Genomic DNA, 19,388 nt, shown 5'->3' with positions numbered 1-19,388 from the left:
TCATGTCTCATCTGCGAAGCAGGCTATCGCCATTCGACCGCGACAATTTCTTTGCAATTGTCATGAGACTGCGCATTGAAAACCTTGCAGGCATTTTGCTCCGTGCCGGCGCGATAGCGAATACTCAGCCGGTCGCCCCCTTCATGCAATTTGTACTGCCCCAGCATCGTCGCGACGGACTGAAAGAAAACCGGATTGTCATCACTGATGACATAGCGTTCCAGATCGATGCCCGGTGACAAATCCTCGCAATCAATCGAAAGCCAGGACACACCAACCGTATATTCGATATCCTTGCAGAGGACCGTGTCCTGACCGGGAATATCCTGTGTTTCCAGCGTGCCGGGCCGCGGATCGGCTGGCACTGGCGTTGCACGTTTCAGCGTCCCCGTCTGGGCCGTCGCCAGAGGCGCCGCAAGCAGAAGCGCTGTCACCGCGCCGCAAAAACCACGATAGAATACTCGATGTGTCATGATGGGCCTCCTCCACCGCTCACCCTGAGGGACAACTTAAGGCAAAACGACAAAGGAGACCACAACCAGGCACAGTTGACGGCTTGTCAGGAAAAACGACGCGACATGGCAAGACGTACCGCCCTTACCAGAAGATACGTCATTGAGACGCCGAACCGGCCAATATCCGCGAAAAACAACGCAGAAACATCTTCCGATATCCGTGACAAAATGCGCGGGAACTCATGCGAAACTGTCGTGTTCCCGTATTTGCTTTTTGTTATTTTTACAAAGCAAAACAAATACTTACGATAGAGGATTTGAAAACAAGTGTCCTTACTTGAGAACAAGGCCGGGTTTGTCACCGGCGCGGCAAACGGCATTGGCAAAGGCATCGCGCTCGAGCTTGCCCGTGAAGGGGCCTATGTCATGGTCAGCGATATAGACGCGGCCTGGGATGATGGCGAAGCCGTCGTCAGGGAAATCCGGGAGATGGGCGGACGGGCCGAATTCATGGTCTGTGATGTCAGCAAACCAGACGACATCAAGGCGCTGGTCAAATGCACAAAGGATCTGACAGGGGAGCTGAACTTTGCCGTCAACAATGCCGGTATCGGCCCGAAAGGCAAATTGGCGGAGAGTGATGATGAGATCTGGGACAAGACAAACGACATCAATCTGAAGTCTGTCTTCATCTCCCTGCGCGAAACGCTGAGCGTCATGCGGGAACAGGACAAAGGCGGCGCCATCGTCAATATTTCATCGGTTGCCGGCATTGCACCGCTTGCTCAGATTGGCATTTACGCCGCAACCAAGCATGGCGTGCTTGGCCTGACAAAGGTGGCAGCCATTGAAAACGGCGATGCGAATATCCGCGTGAACGCCATTCTGCCAAACGGTATCCGCTCCAGACTGATGGACGGCACACCCGATGATGTCCTGAAAACCATTATGGACCCGCAGGCCATCAAACGCCTCGGCGAACCAGAAGAAGTCGGCGCAGCAGTCGCCTTCCTCCTCTCAGACAAGGCTGCCTTCATCACCGGCGCCAGCCTGCCTGTCGATGGCGGCTTTCTCGCCGGGGGCTAACATTCTATCTAGTGGAAAGAGCGCCGCCTAAGGCGCTCTTTCTCACACAGAAAACCCCATGGGATTGAGTTTACTCCGTTGTATTCAGCTCTGGGAAGATATTCTCGATCCTGATTTGGCCGTCCAAGCCAGTTCGATCAGCGAGACCTTTTCCTGAAAGGATATAAACCTCTCCGCCTCGTGACACATCATTAGGGTCTGCCGCAAAAGCACCAATCAGCAAATCCTGCTGACCATCTCCGTCAAAGTCTCCGAAAGATGTGTCTGCTCCAAAAATGTCAAATTCATCCATGCCAACCAGTCGAAGTCCTTCAACTGTCGTACCAACATCCGCAAGACTTAGAATAGAGGGCTGGAGTGATTTACCATAAACTATGTATACTTCGCCAGAGTTTATAAGATCATTGCCATCGGCAAAGCCTGCAGAAATGATGACGTCATTACGCCCATCATCATCCATATCCCCACCGGGAAGTCGCCGAACATCCACATTATCGTAGGGACGTGCACCGTTCATCTGGACACCAAGATCATACAAAACCGCCTGATCGAACAGATAAACACCCTTCGAATTTTCATCATTGAGATCTGGCGAATACCCACTGGCAGCGATTGCTTCCAGATTGTTTCCACCAAAAATTATGAAATGGACGCCAGCATTGTATATCTGGTCGGGGTAAGTCGTGCTGCCGCCACTAATCAGTATGTCATTGTAACCATCTGCGTTCACGTCCCCAATAGCAGCGACATTGCCTCCGGTCGCGGCGCGGCTGCTGAGCGCTACAAACGTCATTCCCTGTTCGTTTGCAGCGAGATCATCATAGAAAATAGTGGTACTGCTCTCACGAGCGGCCGCAATTGCCTGTCCGAAAAGGAGATGTGTTGCGGAGCTCGGACCGACTGGAGCAAACGTCCAGCTAGGGTCAGGCAGCAAAAGGTCATCTATGCTGTCGCCATTGAAATCGCCGGCACCAGCCCCCGATTCACAACCGAAGTTTTGTCCACTTTTTTGACGGATGAGCACGGCCTGATCATTTGAAACCACATCTGAAAGGCTGATGCTGTCACCCGTCACCATCGCTTGAAGAAACGCATCTCCAAACAAAACATAACCCAAAGATGTTCGGTAATCGGGATCGCCTGAATCTGACCATGGTGCACAAATGAGTATTTCTTCCACGCCATCCTGATCAAAGTCACCAACGGCCCGAGTGAGAAGTCCGACACCTCCGTGGATGGCTGGATCACCTAATACTTCAACGGCCATACCGAGGCTGGGCGTATCTCGAAGCTCTATTGCGGCATCACCTCGCGAAAACGCATTGGCTAACTCATTTCCCAGAAGGAGGTAGACTCGCTCATCCCCATTAGCCCCCATTCCGATCGCGAGTTCATCGAACCCGTCACCATCCAGATCTCCCAGCGTATCGACACCTAATCCAACCATATCCATTTCGGCCGAGCCATCGAACCGGAGAACTCCGTCCGGCAAGCCTTCTGCCAGATCAAGATATTTTGCGGTCGTCGTATTCAAAAGCCGGCTACCAAATATGTAGACAGCACCGTCATAGCTAGCCGACGAGCCATCCACCCTTGAAGCCGAAAAGACTACCTCATCTTTTCCATCACCATCGAGATCAGAGATGGCAGCAACTTGAGCGCCCATATCCTTGTTCGTTTGGTTTCCTAAAATAGCAACAGCGCCGAGGTCAGCCAGTCCTTCAACGACATTCGTAACAGAAACGCTGATCGTTACACTTGTGGTCGAACGTCCATCGCTGATGTCCAACTCAACAAGATAGACATTATCTTTATTGGCATCGCTTGGTGTCTCAAAGTCGAAAACACCATTGGATACAATGGTGTTGCTCGCTGCGTTATATTCAAAGAAACCACCATCGCCGCTCGAAGTGATGCTAACTGTCAGATCATCTCCGTCGGGGTCTGAAACGGATATTTCTGTCTCAAATATTTCATTCTCTGCAACAGAGAACTCTGTCCCACTACTGAAAGCCGGGGGTGAATTGGATGGGGGATTCGGCGTTGGCGCAGGATTGCCGCCGGAGCCACTGCCTCCGCCACCTCCGCATGCAGCCAAAATTAGAAAAAGACTCGAAGCTGCTAAAATATTTTTACTCAAATCAACCCCCAAAATACGACTCAAATTCACGTTGCAATTTCACCCACAGGATAAAAAATCGCAATGATGCGCGTTACACAATCGCAGAGCTTATTGACGATGCATGGCTCACTGCCAATTCCGATTGACGAAACCGCCTTTCCGGTGTCCGCTCACACACCATATCCGGGGGGTTTTTGATGCGACTTTTCCTTGCGAGCGCGATCTGCGCTGCGACCATTCCATTTATCAGTATCGCCGAGGCCTGCACCTGCCCGCCTTACCCGGATGCCGCAGCACATGCCGGCCAGTTTGACTTCGTCGCCCTCGGCCATGTCGAAGAGGTCTACACCCTTCAGGATCCCGAACTGGCGGCCCGTTTCGCCTATGAGCTGGCTTATAATGAGGCCCTGACACTTTACATGCTTGATGTTGAGGCGGGCGACGACACCCGGACATTGCGCGAGTTCGAAGAAGACTATCAGGCAGAAAATCCGCCCCGTCCCTTCCAGTTCATGGGCAGCGGGTACAGCACATTGACGCGCATCACGATTTCAAACGTGCTGAAAGGCGAAGAGACCAGCCAGATTTACGTCCATTCTGCCCCACCCGGCTCTCCAAGCTGCGGCATGAACTATCGCCCGGACACCGACATGGTCGTGCTGACGGGTTATCGCTACGGCAAACATGGCGCTTGGATGTGTTCCATCCCGATGTTTTCCAAAGAGGCTTATGAAGCCGCGCTCAGTGAAGCAGAAGCCGCGCCCAGTGAAGAAGAAACCACGCCCAGTGAGGAATAAAAAAGGCGAGCACTTAGCCCGCCTTTTTCCTTTATGGACGCTTAGTTCACTGCCGTTTCACCCTTCACAATGCCCGATGGCATGCCATCGATCACCAGAGAGCCAGCCTCGGCAGAGACTTTGACCGTCTCGCCGTCCTTGATCCGACCTTCCAGAATGAGCCGGGCCAGAGGGTCCTGCACTTCGCGCTGGATCAGACGTTTCAGCGGACGGGCACCGTAAATCGGGTCATAGCCACGATTGGCGAGCCATTTGTGCGCTTCTTCGTCCAGCGAGATCGTGATGTTGCGATCAGAAAGGAGCTTGGACAAACGCTGGATCTGGATGTCGACAATCGTATTGATCTCAGAGCGACCAAGCCGTTTGAAGAACACCGTCTCATCAATCCGGTTGAGGAATTCCGGGCGGAAGTGCGCGCGGATCGCCGCCGAAACGGCGTCACGTGCGGTACCGGAAATTTCATCCTCACTCGGGTCATTCGCCAGCGCATCTGCACCGAGGTTTGACGTCATGATGATCAGCGTATTCTTGAAGTCGACCGTCTTGCCCTGACCGTCAGTCAGACGACCATCATCGAGAACCTGCAACAGCGTGTTGAACAGATCCGGGTGAGCCTTCTCGACCTCATCGAACAGGATGACCTGGTAAGGCCGACGTCGCACAGCTTCGGTCAGCGCACCGCCCTGATCATAGCCGACATAGCCCGGAGGGGCACCGATCAGACGACTGACCGAGTGTTTCTCCATGTATTCCGACATATCGAGACGCAGCACCGCTGTTTCATCATCAAAGAGGAAGCCCGCGAGCGCCTTGGTCAGTTCGGTCTTACCGACACCTGTTGGACCTACGAACAGGAAGGAACCGATCGGACGGTTCGGATCCTGCAGACCCGCGCGAGAGCGGCGAACCGCGTTTGACACAGCCGAAAGCGCTTCTTCCTGACCAACGACGCGCTTGCGCAGTTCGTCTTCCATGCGAAGCAGTTTTTCGCGCTCGCCTTCCATCATCTTATCGACCGGCACGCCGGTCCATTTGGAGACGACCGCCGCGATGTTTTCCGAGCGGACCACCTCAGAGACGAGGCCTTCCTCACGGGTTTCGCCATCACGTGCTTCGGCTTCCTTCACCTGTTGTTCAAGCTGAGGAATTTCACCGTATTTCAGCGCGCTTGCGCGGCCCCAATCCTGACGGCGTTCGGCCTCGGCAAGCTCGGCGCGCAACTGGTCGAGCTTTTTCTTCGCTTCGGTCGATCCGGCGAGCTTTTGCTTCTCGGCCTGCCAGGCTGTCGTCAGCTCCGCGGACTGGGTTTCCAGATCAGAGATTTCATCGCCAATCTTGGCGAGGCGATCCTTCGACGCATCATCGGTTTCTTTCTTCAGCGCTTCGGCTTCAATGCGCAGCTGCATCAGACGACGGTCGATCTCGTCCAGCTCTTCTGGCTTGGAGTCGACCTGCATCCGCAGACGCGAGGCAGCCTCATCCATCAGGTCGATGGCTTTGTCCGGCAGAAAGCGGTCGGTGATGTAACGGTTCGACAGTGTTGCCGCCGCCACAATCGCCCCGTCAGAGATGCGCACACCATGGTGGACCTCATAACGGTCTTTCAGACCACGCAGAATGGAGATCGTGTCTTCCACCGTTGGCTCATCAACAAAGACAGGCTGGAAGCGACGAGCAAGCGCTGCATCCTTCTCAACATATTTGCGGTATTCATCGAGCGTTGTCGCACCCACACAGTGGAGCTCACCGCGCGCGAGCGCCGGCTTGAGGAGGTTCGAAGCATCCATCGCACCATCCGATTTGCCTGCACCAACCAGCGTGTGCATCTCGTCAATGAAGAGCACGATTTCGCCCTGCGCCGCCTGCACTTCATTCAGCACGGCTTTCAGACGTTCCTCGAATTCACCACGGAATTTCGCACCGGCAATCAACGCGCCCATGTCGAGCGCCAGCAGGCGCTTGTTCGTAAGGCTTTCAGGCACATCACCATTGATGATGCGCAGGGCAAGGCCTTCCGCGATGGCCGTCTTACCAACGCCCGGCTCACCGATCAGGACCGGATTGTTCTTGGTCCGTCGTGACAGAACCTGAATGGTCCGGCGAATTTCCTCGTCGCGGCCAATCACCGGATCGAGCTTGCCGGATCGCGCATCTTCGGTCAGATCGCGGGCGTATTTTTTCAGGGCTTCATAGCCTTCTTCCGCGTTCTCGCTGTCGGCTGTGCGCCCCTGACGCAGCTTATCAATCGACGTGCTCAATGCTTCAGGTGTGACCCCGGCGCTACGCAGTACATCGGCTGCTTTGGCGTCTTTGGTTTTCGCGATGGCGAGCAGCAGGCGTTCCACCGTGACGAAGCTGTCGCCAGCGGCTTTGGCCTCTTTCTCTGCGGTCTGGAAGACCTGCGCGGTTTCGCTTGCCATATAGATCTGGCCATTGCCACCGGATACAGCTGGCAGTTTGGTCAGAGCATCTTCAACGCCGGAGCGGACCAGATCGGCCCGTCCACCGGACGCGGTGATCAGATTTGCAGCCAGCTGGTCCTTGTCCTCCAGCATCGCCTGAAGCAAATGCTCCGGCGTAAATTGCTGATGGCGCGCCGCCAGAGCTGACGACTGAGCGGCCTGGAGTATGGCGCGTGCGCGCTCTGTAAAAGTCTCTGGATTCATAGACCTGGCTCTCTTTCGAAATGGATTGGCGCGACATGCGCCTTCGTTCTCAAAAGAGGTAGTGTGCTAAATTTATCACACAAGGAGTGCCCGCATTTTTTCTGCGGGATTCATTGTCGCAGGCTGGAAAATCGGAAGAAAAAATTCAGCCAGCCCCGTAGTGCGGAGACTGGCTGAAGTGAGGAGCAACTATTGTTCTGGCGTTCCGAAATTGACGCCAAGTGCCTGGAACAGCGTGACCTGATTGATGGCCTGATCACGCTGGGCGTTGATCAATTGCTGGCTGGCATCAAACGCGGATTGTTGCGCATCGAGCACGGAGAGATAGTCATCCACACCGACGCGGAAACGTTCCTGAGATAACTCCAGCGTGACAGACGTGTCTTCTTCGAGCTGGGTCAGAGCCGCCAGCCGCTCATCAATGGTTTCCGCCACTGCAAGGGCATCAGCCGTTTCCTGAAAAGCGGTCTGAATGGCTTGCTCATACTGAGCGACGGCCAGATCGCGCTGCGCCTGAGAGGCTTCCAGATTGGCCTGACGCTGACCATTGTCAAAGATCGGCAGGCTGATCGACGGACCAAAGCTCCAACCCGTTCCAGCGTCACCCACAAGGTCACCGAGATCGGTGCTGATGGCACCAATTTCACCGGTCAGGCTGATGCTTGGATAAAAGGCTGCGCGTGCAACGCCAATGTTCGCATTCGCTGCGATCAGGGCATATTCGGCCTGCAGAACGTCCGGACGGTTGATCAGAACATCCGAATTGAGGCTCGACGGCGCCTGCAGCAGAACAGGCTCTGGTGACAGCGTCGCCGCTTCCAGAATTCCCGGTGGCAGGTCTGTTCCGACCACAAAGCGCAGCGCGTTCAGATCCTGACGGATTTGCGCCTTGGACTGGGCGGCCTGAGCCCGCGCGGTTTCCACGCTGGTCGAGGCCCGACGCGTATCGAGCTCCGTTGCAACGCCGGCATTGAGAAGCTCACGCGTCAGATCAAGAGACTCGCCCTGCACGCGAACGGTTTCTTCGGCGAGATCAAGCAAGGCTTTATCGGTTGCGAGCTGCACCCAGAGCTGCGCCACTGTAGAAGCAATGGCGATCTCTGCGCTGCGCTTGCCCTCAATGGTCGCCAGCCAGCTTTGCAGTGCCGCCTCGTTCTGATTGCGAACCCGTGAGAACAGGTCGAGCTCATAAGAGGTCACACCGACATTGGCGCGCGCGCCTTCTGCATAAGTCTGTGACGCAGCCGGTGTGGAGTCAAACGTGTCACCAATGGTGGCGCCGCCTGCGACCGCGACGGATGGCAAGAGCGCTGATCGGCTGATGCCATATTGCGCACGTGCGATCTCGATATTGGCCGCCGCGATCCGCAGATCACGGTTTTCCTGCAGGGCCAGAGCGATCAGCGACTCCAGCTCTTCAGACTGAACCACATCCTGCCATGTCAGAGCCGTGACATTGTCGAGCCGGCTATCGAGTTGCGCCTGAATGACTGGCGGAACCGGCACATCCGGACGCTCATAGATCGGCGCGAGGTTGGTGCAGGCGGTCACGGCGAGTGCCGAGACCGTCAGCATGGACATACGCATCAAAGTCTTCATGCGCCTTGCTCCTGCTTGGAGGAACCGACCGGCTTGAGCGGTTTCGCGCCTGTCAGTTTCCGAACGAATACATAGAATAGCGGTGCAAAGAAGATACCGAACAGCGTGGAGGCGATCACACCACCCAGCACGATCGTGCCAACGGCAATCCGTCCGCCAGACCCTGCCCCGTGGCTCAGCGCCAGCGGGATCACACCGAAGCCGAAGGCGAAGGATGTCATCAGGATCGGACGCAGACGCATACGGACTGATTCAATCGTTGCTTCGAACAGTCCTTTGCCCTGCTCTTCCAGCAATTTGGCGAATTCCACGATCAGAATGGCGTTCTTGGAGGCCAGACCGACCGTTGTCAGAAGACCAACCTGGAAGAACACATTGTTTTCCAGCCCGCGGATATGCGCCGCGGCAACCGCACCCAGAATACCAAGTGGTGCGACCAGGATCACAGCAACCGGAACCGTCCAGCTCTCATAGAGTGCCGCAAGGCACAGGAAGACGAACAATACAGAGATGGCATAAAGCAGTGGTGCCTGGTTGCCAGACTGTTGCTCCTGCTTACTCAGACCCGTCCACTCAAAGGACACACCCTGAGGCAGTTGAGAGACGATCCGCTCCATGGCAGCCATCGCGTCACCGGAACTTGTACCCGGCGAAGGCATGCCCTGAATGTTATAGGACGAGAAGCCGTTATAGCGCTTGAGAAGCGGCGAACCATAGGTCCATTCCACCGTGGAAAGCTCCTCGAGCGGTGTCATTTCACCGGACTCATTGCGTGCATACCAATAGCTGAGATCTTCAGGCTGCATGCGGTATTCCGCATCACCCTGCACATAGACCCGCTTGATACGACCACGATCAAGGAAGTCGTTCACATAGGTACCACCAAATGCCGTCGACAGAACCGACGTTGCAGAAGATGGCGCCACACCAAGAGCCTGTGCTTTTTGGAAATCCAGATCGACATTCAGCTGCGGCGCATCTTCAATACCGTTCGGACGCACAGCCATGAGCGCAGGATCCTGCGACGCCATGCCAAGCAGCTGATTACGGGCGGCAAGGAAGGCTTCAGAACTCAGGCCACCGGTGTTCTGCAGATACATGTCGAAACCGGAGGCGTTACCAAGTTCACGAATGGCTGGCGGAACAACCGCGAAAATACGGGCTTCTGTTGATTGAGAGAAGTGCGCGGACGCACGGTTCACAATCGCAGCCACGCCATTTTCTTCGCCTTCACGTTCTGACCAGTCTGCCAGACTGACGAAGACCGTACCGTTATTCTCGCCCTGACCCATGAAGTTGAAGCCCGCAATGGAGAAGACACCGGTCACATTGTCGGCCTCTTCCTCATTGAGATAGTTCACCGCGTCTTCCAGCACCTCAGAGGTACGTTCCAGACTGGAGTTCTGTGGCAACTGGATCATCGCAAACATGTTGGCCTGGTCTTCTTCCGGCAGGAATGCAGACGGCAGGCGGACAAAGGCAGAGCCCATCAGACCAACAAGCAACAGGAAGACCACCATGAAGATCCAGCGGCGACGGACAATCCGCTCGACGATCGAGGTGTAGCCGTCCTGCATCTTGTCGAAGCCCTTGTTGAACAGGCGTGCAGGCGTACCGAGAATGCCGCCATCGCCATGCTTCGGCTTTAAGAGGGTCGCACACAGCGCTGGTGACAACACGATAGCAACGAGCACTGACAGCAACATGGCCGAAACAATGGTCACAGAGAACTGACGGTAGATGATACCGGTCGAGCCTGGGAAAAACGCCATCGGAACGAAGACCGCAGAAAGCACAACCGCGATACCGACAAGCGCACCCGTGATCTGATCCATGGATTTCCGTGTGGCTTCCAACGGCGGCAAGCCATCTTCTTCCATCACGCGTTCCACGTTCTCGACCACAACAATCGCGTCATCCACCAACAGACCAATCGCCAGCACCATGGCGAACATGGTGAGCGTGTTGATCGACATACCGAACGTCCACAGCACAGCGAATGTGCCAAGCAGGACGACAGGAACGGCAATCATTGGCACGAAGGATGCGCGCAAACTCTGCAGGAAGATCAGAATGACCAGGAAGACGAGGATAATCGCCTCAATCAGGGTTTTCTGAACCTCGTGAATCGACGTTTCGATGAAGGGCGTGGAATCGACCGGGAAGCTGTATTCGACACCTTCAGGAAACGAGGCCGACATCTCCTCAATGACGTCTTTCACGGCCTCGGCCGTGTTCAGCGCGTTGGCACCAGCCGCCAGAGATACCGCGAAACCCGAAGCCGGTTTGTTGTCCTGAGCCGTCTTGAACGCATAGTGCTCCGTGCCCTTTTCGACACGTGCAACGTCACGCAGGCGGACCGAACCACCTTCCGGCGTCGTTTTGATCAGCAGGTTTTCAAACTCTTCAACCGTGTTGAGCAGAGACTGCACCGTGACGGTCACGCTGATGTCCTGGCCTTCGACAGAAGGCGCACCACCGACCGAGCCCGCAGAGATCTGCGTGTTCTGCTCTCTCAGTGCATTGGAGATGTCAGATGGCACCAATCCATATTCGACCAGCTTGTCCGGATTGAGCCAGACACGCATGGCGTATTGAGACCCGAAGACCCGCACATAACCGACCCCATCTGTCCGGGCGATCTGATCATACAGGTTCGCATAGATATAGTCGGCAAGGTCGATCGCTGAATAGTCGCCATTCTCTGAATGGAGCGCCGTGATCAGCAGGAAGCCAGGCGCCGCCTTGTCGACCGTAACACCCTGTTGTTGAACAGGTTCTGGCAGGAGCGGCGTCGCGAGACCCAGCTTGTTCTGCACCTGAACCTGCGCAATATCAGGATCGGTTCCGGCAACGAATGTCACCGTGATTTCACTTGTGCCGCTGGAGCTGGAAGACGACGAGATATAATCAAGTCCGTCCAGACCGGTCATCTGTTGCTCGATGACCTGCGTAACGGAGTCTTCCACGGCCTTGGCCGACGCACCCTGATAGTTTGCGCGGATGGAAATGTTTGGTGGCGCGATGTCAGGATACTGCGCGACAGGCAATGCCCGCACAGCCATGATACCGGCCAGCATGATGATGATCGAGATAACCCAGGCAAAAACCGGGCGATCAATAAAGAAACGTGCCATGACTAAGCCTGACTACTCCGTTGCCGCATTCGCTGGCGCTGATGTCGCCGCCATATTCGGCTGACCTTCGACCACCGCGACCTGCGTCGGACCCTGGATATTCTGGAAACCGCTCGAAATGATCCGGTCACCGTCTTCGAGACCCGAGGTGACGATCCACTGGCCATCTTGCGTGCCATTCACAGACAGAATTTTCTGTGTCGCCATATCGCCTTCACCGACGACATAAACAAAAGGCTCGCCGCGTTGCGTGCGCTGAACCGCTCTCTGAGGCACGAGATAGATGTTCTCCAATGCGCCGGCAGAAAAGCTCGCTTTCACGAACATGCCCGGCAGCAGGAGGCCATCTGTGTTTGGAACGACAGCACGCAGAATGACCGTACCAGCCGCTTCATCCACATTGATCTCTGAAAATTCCAGCGATCCGGTTTCATTGAAGGTTTCACCGTTTTCGAGCTGAACCGTGACCGGAACGCTTTCATTGTCGCCCGTCGTCAGGATCTCGCCGCGCTCAACCTGGCGACGCCATTTCAGGAGCTCGCTGGAAGCAGCCGTCATATCGACATAGACCGGGTCGATATTCAGAACTCGGGCAAGCGCCGTGGACTGGTTCGCTGTAACGAGCGCGCCAGGTGTGACGTTTGAACGACCAATGCGGCCCGAAATCGGTGATCTCACCGTTGTACGGCGCAGATTGATGCGAGCACTTTCAAGCGCCGCTTTCGCAATGCCGATATTGGCTTCAGCGCGCTTGGCGGCAGCAACCGCTTCATCATATTCCTGCTTTGAAACCGCATTGATTTCAGCAAGACGCTTGAAGCGATTTGCAGTTTCGCGGGCTGACGCAGCGTTTGCCTCAGCGCCGGCGAGGTCCGCCGCTGCGCTGTCGACCGCTGCACGGTATTCGCTGCTTTCGATCTGATAGAGGGCTTCACCCTCTTCCACATCCTGTCCTTCCACGAACAGGCGTTTCTGGATCAGACCAGAAACCTGCGGGCGAATTTCCGCTTCCGCATAAGCATGAACGCGACCGCTCAATTCGCGGACGCTCTCTACGGTTGTTGATTGTGCGTTCAGGACGGTGACAGACACAGCACGTTGTTGCTGTCCCTGCATGCCGCCAGGTCCGGCGGCCCCGCCTTCATGCGAGCCTCCGCAAGATGCCAGCACGAACGCAGATGCAATAATGGCCATGGACAGGCGCTTCTGGCGTCCGATCAGGCTGGTCCCCAGTGTCATGAAGAAAAACTCCGACTTGATTTCACCGGAAAGGTGTATATTTCTAGAATGAACATTCGATCTAATGATGCGGCGCAGCAAGTCAAGGTGAAATAGAAATAAAAATGACGAAGGCGGTTCAGACGAAATCACAAAAACGTCAGGAGGCGCGACACGCGCAAATCCTGGATGCCGCTGCGGCATGTTTCGTAAAGGAAGGCTTCCACGGCACAAGTATGTCGAAAGTTGCTGCCGAGGCCAAAATGAGCGTCGGCCACATATACCATTATTTCGCCAGTAAAGAGGAAATCATCCTCGCGCTGGTCGAGCGTGAACAGGAACAGACGCTGGTCAAAGTGAGTGAAGCGCTCACCATTCCTGCAGAAGATCTGGTGGAAGGCTTTACGGAAAGACTGTCAGATTCTTTGTGCAATCATGCCACGCCGTTCCAGTCGATCCTGAATCACGAAATCCTGGCCGAAGCACAGCGAAATCCGAAAGTCGCCGAAAAGGTCTATGAGACAGATGCCATGGTGCGCGAAATCTTCACCAAGATGTTCCGCGAACGTCTCGGCATTGAAGACTGCGAAGCCCGCATCGAAGCCATGAGCGCCATGTTTCACGGCCTGGGATCACGCACACAGCGCAATCCCAATATCGATATTGATGGCCTGCTGCCGATCACGCGCGAATTTCTCCGGCAGATCTTCGGCAAATAAGCGCCAGCCGATTAAATCGGCTGACCGCGTACCAGCTTGTCGTAATCATCAACCATGAGACCCGTCAGCTCTGCGGGCTTGTAGGTATGCTCACCAATCTCTGACACCGGTGTGACCTCAGCGGCAGAGCCCGTGATGAAGCACTCAGAGAAGGTTGGGAGCTCATCCGGCATGATGGCGCGTTCAATGATTTCGATCTGACGGTCCTTGGCCAGACCAATCACAGTCTGACGGGTCAGGCCGTTGAGGAAGCAATCCGGCGTTGGCGTGTGGATGGCACCATCACGAACGAAGAAGATGTTTGCGCCTGTCGCTTCGGCGACCTGTCCGCGATAATCGAGCATCAGCGCATCAGCATAACCATCTTTTTCGGCGGCATGCTTGGAAAGGGTACAGATCATATAGAGACCTGCCGCTTTCGCATTGCATGGCGCCGTGTCAGGTGCCGGACGACGCCATTGCGCATGGGTCATGCGAATGCCCTTCATCTTGTCCTGGAAATAATCGCCCCACGGCCAGACAGCGATTGCAAGGTGAATGGTGTTGTTCTGAGCTGAAACGCCCATCATTTCAGAGCCACGCCAAGCAATGGCACGCACATAAGCGCTATCGAGACCGGTTTTTGCCAGCGTCTCTTTCTTTGCGGCTTCAATCTGCTCAACCGTAAACGGGATGTCGAAACCCATGATCTTGGCAGAGTTATGCAGGCGCTGAGAGTGCTGCAGGGATTTGAAGATCACACCGTTATAGGCGCGCTCGCCTTCGAAGACAGCCGAACCGTAATGCAGCGCGTGCGTCAGCAAGTGCACACGCGTGTCCCGCCACGGCACGAACTCGCCGTCCATCCAGATATAGCCATCACGATCATCATAAGCTTGGGACTGGGACATAGTACTACTGCTTTCAAACCTCGAAAAGTTTACGCCGCGGCGCAAAAACCTAGTGATACTCCCTCACACGCAGTTGGCAATGGAAATCACTCTGGCGGACTTGCGCCTTTCCATGTCAAAATACTGATATGAGTGTCAATCTACCTCCGGGAAAAGCGAGATTTGATCGACCAGATGGTCGACTTTTCTTGACTGACGAGAATCTGGACCGCGGCATGCTCCTTCTGATGGCAGCTTCGCGGCGTCTGGATGTGCGCCTGCGTTCCCTGGTTGCGGATGAAGGCTTGTCGCCGCTTGAGTTCTCCATCCTGATGGAGCTCCTTTACGACCCCGGAATCGATGTCACAGAGCTTCGAACGCGCCTCGGCAGTACCACACCGACCATCGCGCGCGTGATTGCAGGCCTGGAGAAGAAAGATCTGATTCTGCGCCCGAGACAGACAGGCGATGGACGGCGCCGCGCTCTGCAATTGTCGGAGCGCGGTAACACGTTGCTGCTGTCTGCATTTGCCCATTTGCGTAAATCCATGACGCAAGTCTATCGTCAGGCCGGTGAGCCATCCGTGTCCGGTGCGCTGGACCTGCTTGAAGCCGTTGCTGAATTTCCGCCGGAGGACGCCGACCCGTGAACGCAATCCCCAACCACATTCTGGTTGTCGATGATGATGACCGCATTCGCGAATTGCTACGTCGCTATCTGTCCCAACTCGGCTACCGGGTCACCACCTCACCAGATGGCGAGAAAGCCCGCCAACTGCTCGAACAATTGATGTTCGATCTGGTGGTGCTTGATGTGATGATGCCCAAAATGGACGGGTTTGAGCTACTCCAGCACATACGCCAGCGTGACAAGGTCACTCCGGTCATTCTGCTCACGGCGCGCGGCGAAAGCTCCGACCGGATTGAAGGGCTGAAAATTGGCGCAGACGATTACATCGCCAAGCCGTTCGAGCCCGAGGAACTGGCCCTTCGGATTGCGGCGGTCCTGCGCCGGGTCACGATTGATGAGCCGGTCGAGGAAATCGAAATGTCCGGCCTGATCTTCAACATACCACGCGAGGAGCTGAAATCCGGCGATAAGCGCATTCGTCTGACCGATGGCGAATTGCAGCTTCTGAAGATTCTCGCGCAGCATGCCGGTGAACCCGTCAGCCGCGAGGCGCTTGCCTCTGGCAGCAGCGCTGTTGTCGATCGATCCGTCGACGTGCAGATCACACGCCTGCGTCGCAAGATCGAACCGGACCCGAAAGATCCCATTCATATCCAGACCATTCGCGGTGTGGGCTATCGTCTGATGCCGGACGCCTAGCCCATGTCCTGGTTTCGGTTTCGCGATGTCACGCCCAGAGGTTTCTACGCCCGCAGCGTTCTGATGGTGATCCTGCCATTGATCCTGCTTCTCTTCGGCATGACCTATGTGTTCTTCAATTCACATATTGCGCAGGTCAGCCGGAAGCTGTCGCAGAATATTGCCGGCGATGTGGCGCAGGTTCAGGCGATCATTACATCCGAAACAGACACGCGTCCGCTGGATGCACGAATTTCCGAGCTGCAGGATACGCTGCGCATGGATGTCATCGTGACACCAGATGGCCGTTTGCCAGCAGAACGCAATTCCCCCTTCTGGACGGCCAGCCGGGACGCCATTCTCGACCACGAACTGAGCGTAAGCCTTGGCAAGACCCCTTACTGGTTCACCACCAGTGCAGACCGTTCCAAGGTCGATATCCGCATCGCGCCGCGTAACGAAAACAGCGTTATTCAGGTGCTGGTCGATCGAAAGCGCACCTTCGCCACAATGGGACATATCTTCATTGTCTGGGTGATCGTCGTATCTGTGATTGTCTGCGCCATCGCCCTCGCCTTTCTGCGCAACCAGGTTCGCTCCGTCCTGAAACTGGCCACAGCAGCAGAGGCCTGGGGGCGCGGCGAAGACATTGGCGTCTACCGCCCCTCCGGCGCGACTGAGGTGCGACAGGCAGCACGCGCCATCATCCAGATGCGTTCGCGCATTCTCGCCCATGCCGATCAGCGTACCGCCATGCTCGCAGGTGTCAGCCATGACCTGCGCACCCCGCTGACCCGCCTCAAGCTGCAACTCGCACTGCTGCCACCGTCTGATGACCTCAAGGCCGCGCGCAAGGATCTCGACGAAATGTCGGCCATGCTGGACGAATATCTGGCCTTTGCCCGCGGTGAAGAAGGCGAAGCCTATGAAGAACGTGACCTCGCCGCCATTACCCGTGAGACCGCGCTGAACATTCAGGACCGCTGCGATGTCTCCATCACCGCGACGCCTGATACCATGATGCGCCTGCGCCCACTCGCGATCAAACGTGCCCTTGCAAATCTGATCAACAATGCTGCCGATCATGGTCGGACCGTTGCGATCACCGTCACCAAAGGCAAGCGTACCGCCGATGTGATCATTGAGGATGATGGTCCGGGCATTCCGGAAGATCAGTATGAAGAAGCCTTCAAACCTTTCTCGCGGCTGGATGCGTCCCGTAATCAGAACAAGTCAGGCGTTGGCCTTGGCCTCGCTCTTGCCCGCGATGTTGCCCGCAGTCATGGCGGAGATGTCTATCTCTCCAAATCCGGGCTTGGCGGACTGAAAGCCGTGCTGCATCTGCCGCTGGAACGGCGCGCCTCGCTTTAGCGCAATCGCCCGCTGCGCCGTTGAGACATCATGTCGTCTTCAAACGAGAGGAGCCTGTCGATACCGCGACCAAAAGAAAAAGCAGGCCTTTCAGCCTGCTTTTTTGGAAGATGTCTTCATGTTCATCGCCGCCAACGTCCCCTGACTGAAACACAGTCGACGCGGGATCAGGCGACAGGCTCAAGCCTTATTTCACGAACAGTTTCCGGATCAGGAAATAACCACCGAAAATAAAGCCAAAACCGCCAATCAGGGTGAGAAACGGTCCGGCATAGAGCTGGTTTTCATTCACCGGCGTTTCAGAACGGATCAGGCTCAGCCAGTCAATCACGCCCAGAATGGCCATGCCGAGACCGATGAGCGCCAGCAGAGCAAATGGCAGCATCATCAGCCAGCTTTTCTGATCCTCGGCTTCGGCCACTTCCGCCTCATCGAGATCGGACGTCGCTTCATCGAACAGCGGATCAACAATCGTCGCCTTCGGAGCAGTTTTCGTGTCTTCCGGGTCAATGTCTTCGAATTCGGCATCCTGATAGGAAACCGTCTCGTCACGATCCCAGGCCGCAGGGCGACCCATATCCACATCTTCGTCGGAGGCATCGCGAACCGCGATCACTTCAACGTCGTCTGTGGTGTCTGCCTCATTGTCCGCTTTCAGCTCATCGTCGCTGAGTACACCGTCCAGTGAACCCAGCGAGACGAAATCAGTCTTCTCATCGTCAGCGCGCTCTTCGGTTTCGACAACCGGTGCCTCTTCCTCGGTGCTGGCTTCGGCCTCGTCCTCGTCGTCGAACAGGTCTTCCAGATCGACTTCCGTGACGGTCAGGACATCATCGCCTTCTTCGGTTTCTGCTTCCGCTTCCGTTTTCGGCTCGTCTTCCGGCTCATCGATCAGATCGGCAAGCGTTGGGATCTCCGACATGGATTCAACCGGCGAAACCTCATCAGAGGCATCATCCTCTTCCGGGTATGCCGCTTCAACTTCCGCCACAGCCTCGATATCGGCATCGGCGCTGTCATCTGCTTCGTCGTCTTCCTGATCAACCGCCAGGCTCGCAGCCGCCATGGCAGCCGTCAGCTGTTCGTCGGCGAGATCATCCTCATCTTCTTCCGCGTCATCATCAAAAGCGCTCAGCTCGTCATGATCATCGCTGTCCAGATCGCTTGGGTCCCAGATGGAGCCACTGGCTTCATCCTCAAGCTCGGATTCGATTTCTGTCTCCTCGTCCGCGTCGTCGACCGGCAAGTCAGACACGACGGAAGGCGCAATCGCAGCCGCCGCAGCCATGGCCGCCATCGTGCTGTCCTTGTCTGACGCTTCGTTATCCTTTTCCTCAACGGCGTCTTCTGCCGCATCAGACGCTTGCTCAATCGCCTCGTCAGAAACACGCTCTCCGGCTTCGCTCGTATCCACGCTCGCCAGACCAAAGGCAGATGTATCCGTCGCTGGCGCCACCGGGACAGCCTGCTGCGGATCATTCATCCGCGCCTCAATCGACAGAGCACCATCCGACAGCGCCAGAATGGATGCCGCAACATCGAGTTCCGGACGGACGATCAGAGATGGCGCTTCCGGCGGTCCGCTTGGATGGCTCAGAAAGAGATTCTTCTCAGCCGTCCGACGGCGAACCAGTGCGTCGACGACAATCAGGCGTCCGCCAATGCGTGCCTTGCGCCAGGCCGAGAAGCTCTCAGCGGCAGCAAGCATTTCACCAGCATTCACATAATTGACGACGTCACTCTTCAGAAACGCTTCGCGCCCGATATTCCATGCCAGCGAGACCAGCGCATCAAACTCATTCTGATTGAGCGGCGCGTGGATGGCATGCGAAACCAGCTCTTCCACTTCCTGAAGATCATAACGTAAGAGATATTCCGCCTCGCGCTCGGTGACTTCAACACCTTCGCGGGCAGATCTTGTGTGTCCATACCCGACGATCCAGCCGCCATTTGGTAGTGGCGCTGATCTACGACGAAGACCTTCGAACCCCTTAAGGAGTTCCAGCCCGGTCTTCGAGATTCGGTTAACCTGACCCATGA

14 protein-coding genes are annotated in these 19,388 nt (G+C 55.9%); 6 read left to right on the top strand and 8 right to left on the bottom strand.

Features of this window, described 5'->3' with window-relative positions; translation table 11 throughout:
• Window positions 1–23 precede the first annotated feature (23 nt).
• Window positions 24–473 (bottom strand): hypothetical protein, encoded by a 450-nt coding sequence (locus ACFQDM_RS00645; protein WP_377374108.1) that lies wholly within the window; start codon window positions 471–473, stop codon window positions 24–26.
• 309 nt (window positions 474–782) lie between these two features.
• On the opposite strand from ACFQDM_RS00645, the gene ACFQDM_RS00640 reads away from it, so the two are divergent.
• Window positions 783–1,541, top strand: a complete 759-nt coding sequence (locus ACFQDM_RS00640) for an SDR family NAD(P)-dependent oxidoreductase (protein ID WP_377374106.1) — start codon at window positions 783–785, stop codon at window positions 1,539–1,541.
• A gap of 70 nt (window positions 1,542–1,611) precedes the next feature.
• Here ACFQDM_RS00640 and ACFQDM_RS00635 read toward each other — a convergent pair whose 3' ends face one another.
• The gene (locus tag ACFQDM_RS00635; protein ID WP_377374103.1) at window positions 1,612–3,681 is read right to left on the bottom strand and encodes a hypothetical protein; all 2,070 of its coding nucleotides are present in this window, start codon (window positions 3,679–3,681) and stop codon (window positions 1,612–1,614) included.
• A 179-nt stretch (window positions 3,682–3,860) separates the two neighbouring features.
• Here ACFQDM_RS00635 and ACFQDM_RS00630 point away from each other — a divergent pair, with 179 nt between their 5' ends.
• Window positions 3,861–4,460 (top strand): hypothetical protein, encoded by a 600-nt coding sequence (locus tag ACFQDM_RS00630; protein WP_377374101.1) that lies wholly within the window; start codon window positions 3,861–3,863, stop codon window positions 4,458–4,460.
• Between the two features lie 41 nt (window positions 4,461–4,501).
• Here the strand turns inward: ACFQDM_RS00630 and clpB are convergent, their stop codons facing one another.
• From clpB to ACFQDM_RS00610, 4 genes are all read right to left on the bottom strand, one after another.
• A complete protein-coding gene (gene clpB, locus ACFQDM_RS00625; RefSeq protein ID WP_377374098.1) occupies window positions 4,502–7,126 on the bottom strand; it encodes an ATP-dependent chaperone ClpB in 2,625 nt (874 codons plus the stop codon).
• A gap of 189 nt (window positions 7,127–7,315) precedes the next feature.
• A complete protein-coding gene (locus tag ACFQDM_RS00620) occupies window positions 7,316–8,725 on the bottom strand; it encodes an efflux transporter outer membrane subunit (protein ID WP_377374095.1) in 1,410 nt (469 codons plus the stop codon).
• Window positions 8,722–11,862 carry an efflux RND transporter permease subunit gene (locus tag ACFQDM_RS00615; RefSeq protein ID WP_377374093.1) on the bottom strand — a complete coding sequence of 1,047 codons (3,141 nt, stop codon included), beginning with the start codon at window positions 11,860–11,862 and terminating at the stop codon, window positions 8,722–8,724. The genes ACFQDM_RS00620 and ACFQDM_RS00615 overlap by 4 nt, the downstream gene beginning before the upstream one ends.
• A 12-nt stretch (window positions 11,863–11,874) precedes the next feature.
• Window positions 11,875–13,101, bottom strand: coding sequence for an efflux RND transporter periplasmic adaptor subunit (locus tag ACFQDM_RS00610; RefSeq protein WP_377374091.1), 1,227 nt, complete (start codon window positions 13,099–13,101; stop codon window positions 11,875–11,877).
• Between the two features lie 104 nt (window positions 13,102–13,205).
• On the opposite strand from ACFQDM_RS00610, the gene ACFQDM_RS00605 reads away from it, so the two are divergent.
• Window positions 13,206–13,799, top strand: a complete 594-nt coding sequence (locus tag ACFQDM_RS00605) for a TetR/AcrR family transcriptional regulator (RefSeq protein WP_377374089.1) — start codon at window positions 13,206–13,208, stop codon at window positions 13,797–13,799.
• A gap of 11 nt (window positions 13,800–13,810) precedes the next feature.
• On the opposite strand, the gene ACFQDM_RS00600 is transcribed toward ACFQDM_RS00605, so the two are convergent.
• Window positions 13,811–14,689, bottom strand: coding sequence for a branched-chain amino acid aminotransferase (locus ACFQDM_RS00600; RefSeq protein WP_377374087.1), 879 nt, complete (start codon window positions 14,687–14,689; stop codon window positions 13,811–13,813).
• Window positions 14,690–14,877: 188 nt separating this feature from the next.
• Here ACFQDM_RS00600 and ACFQDM_RS00595 point away from each other — a divergent pair, with 188 nt between their 5' ends.
• From ACFQDM_RS00595 to ACFQDM_RS00585, 3 genes are read left to right on the top strand one after another with little or no spacing between them, the layout of a single operon-like run.
• Window positions 14,878–15,318 carry a MarR family winged helix-turn-helix transcriptional regulator gene (locus tag ACFQDM_RS00595; RefSeq protein WP_377374084.1) on the top strand — a complete coding sequence of 147 codons (441 nt, stop codon included), beginning with the start codon at window positions 14,878–14,880 and terminating at the stop codon, window positions 15,316–15,318.
• Window positions 15,315–15,998: a response regulator gene (locus ACFQDM_RS00590; RefSeq protein WP_377374082.1), complete on the top strand. Its 684-nt coding sequence runs from the start codon at window positions 15,315–15,317 to the stop codon at window positions 15,996–15,998. Before ACFQDM_RS00595 ends, ACFQDM_RS00590 begins: the two co-directional genes overlap by 4 nt.
• Before the next feature lie 3 nt (window positions 15,999–16,001).
• A complete protein-coding gene (locus ACFQDM_RS00585; RefSeq protein WP_377374079.1) occupies window positions 16,002–17,348 on the top strand; it encodes an ATP-binding protein in 1,347 nt (448 codons plus the stop codon).
• A gap of 187 nt (window positions 17,349–17,535) precedes the next feature.
• Here the strand turns inward: ACFQDM_RS00585 and ACFQDM_RS00580 are convergent, their stop codons facing one another.
• Window positions 17,536–19,386 (bottom strand): lysozyme, encoded by a 1,851-nt coding sequence (locus ACFQDM_RS00580; RefSeq protein ID WP_377374076.1) that lies wholly within the window; start codon window positions 19,384–19,386, stop codon window positions 17,536–17,538.
• Window positions 19,387–19,388: the final 2 nt, after the last annotated feature.

This window comes from Ponticaulis profundi (assembly GCF_042659465.1).
GTDB lineage: Bacteria > Pseudomonadota > Alphaproteobacteria > Caulobacterales > Hyphomonadaceae > Ponticaulis > Ponticaulis profundi.
This window is presented reverse-complemented; position numbering and strand designations above follow the sequence as displayed.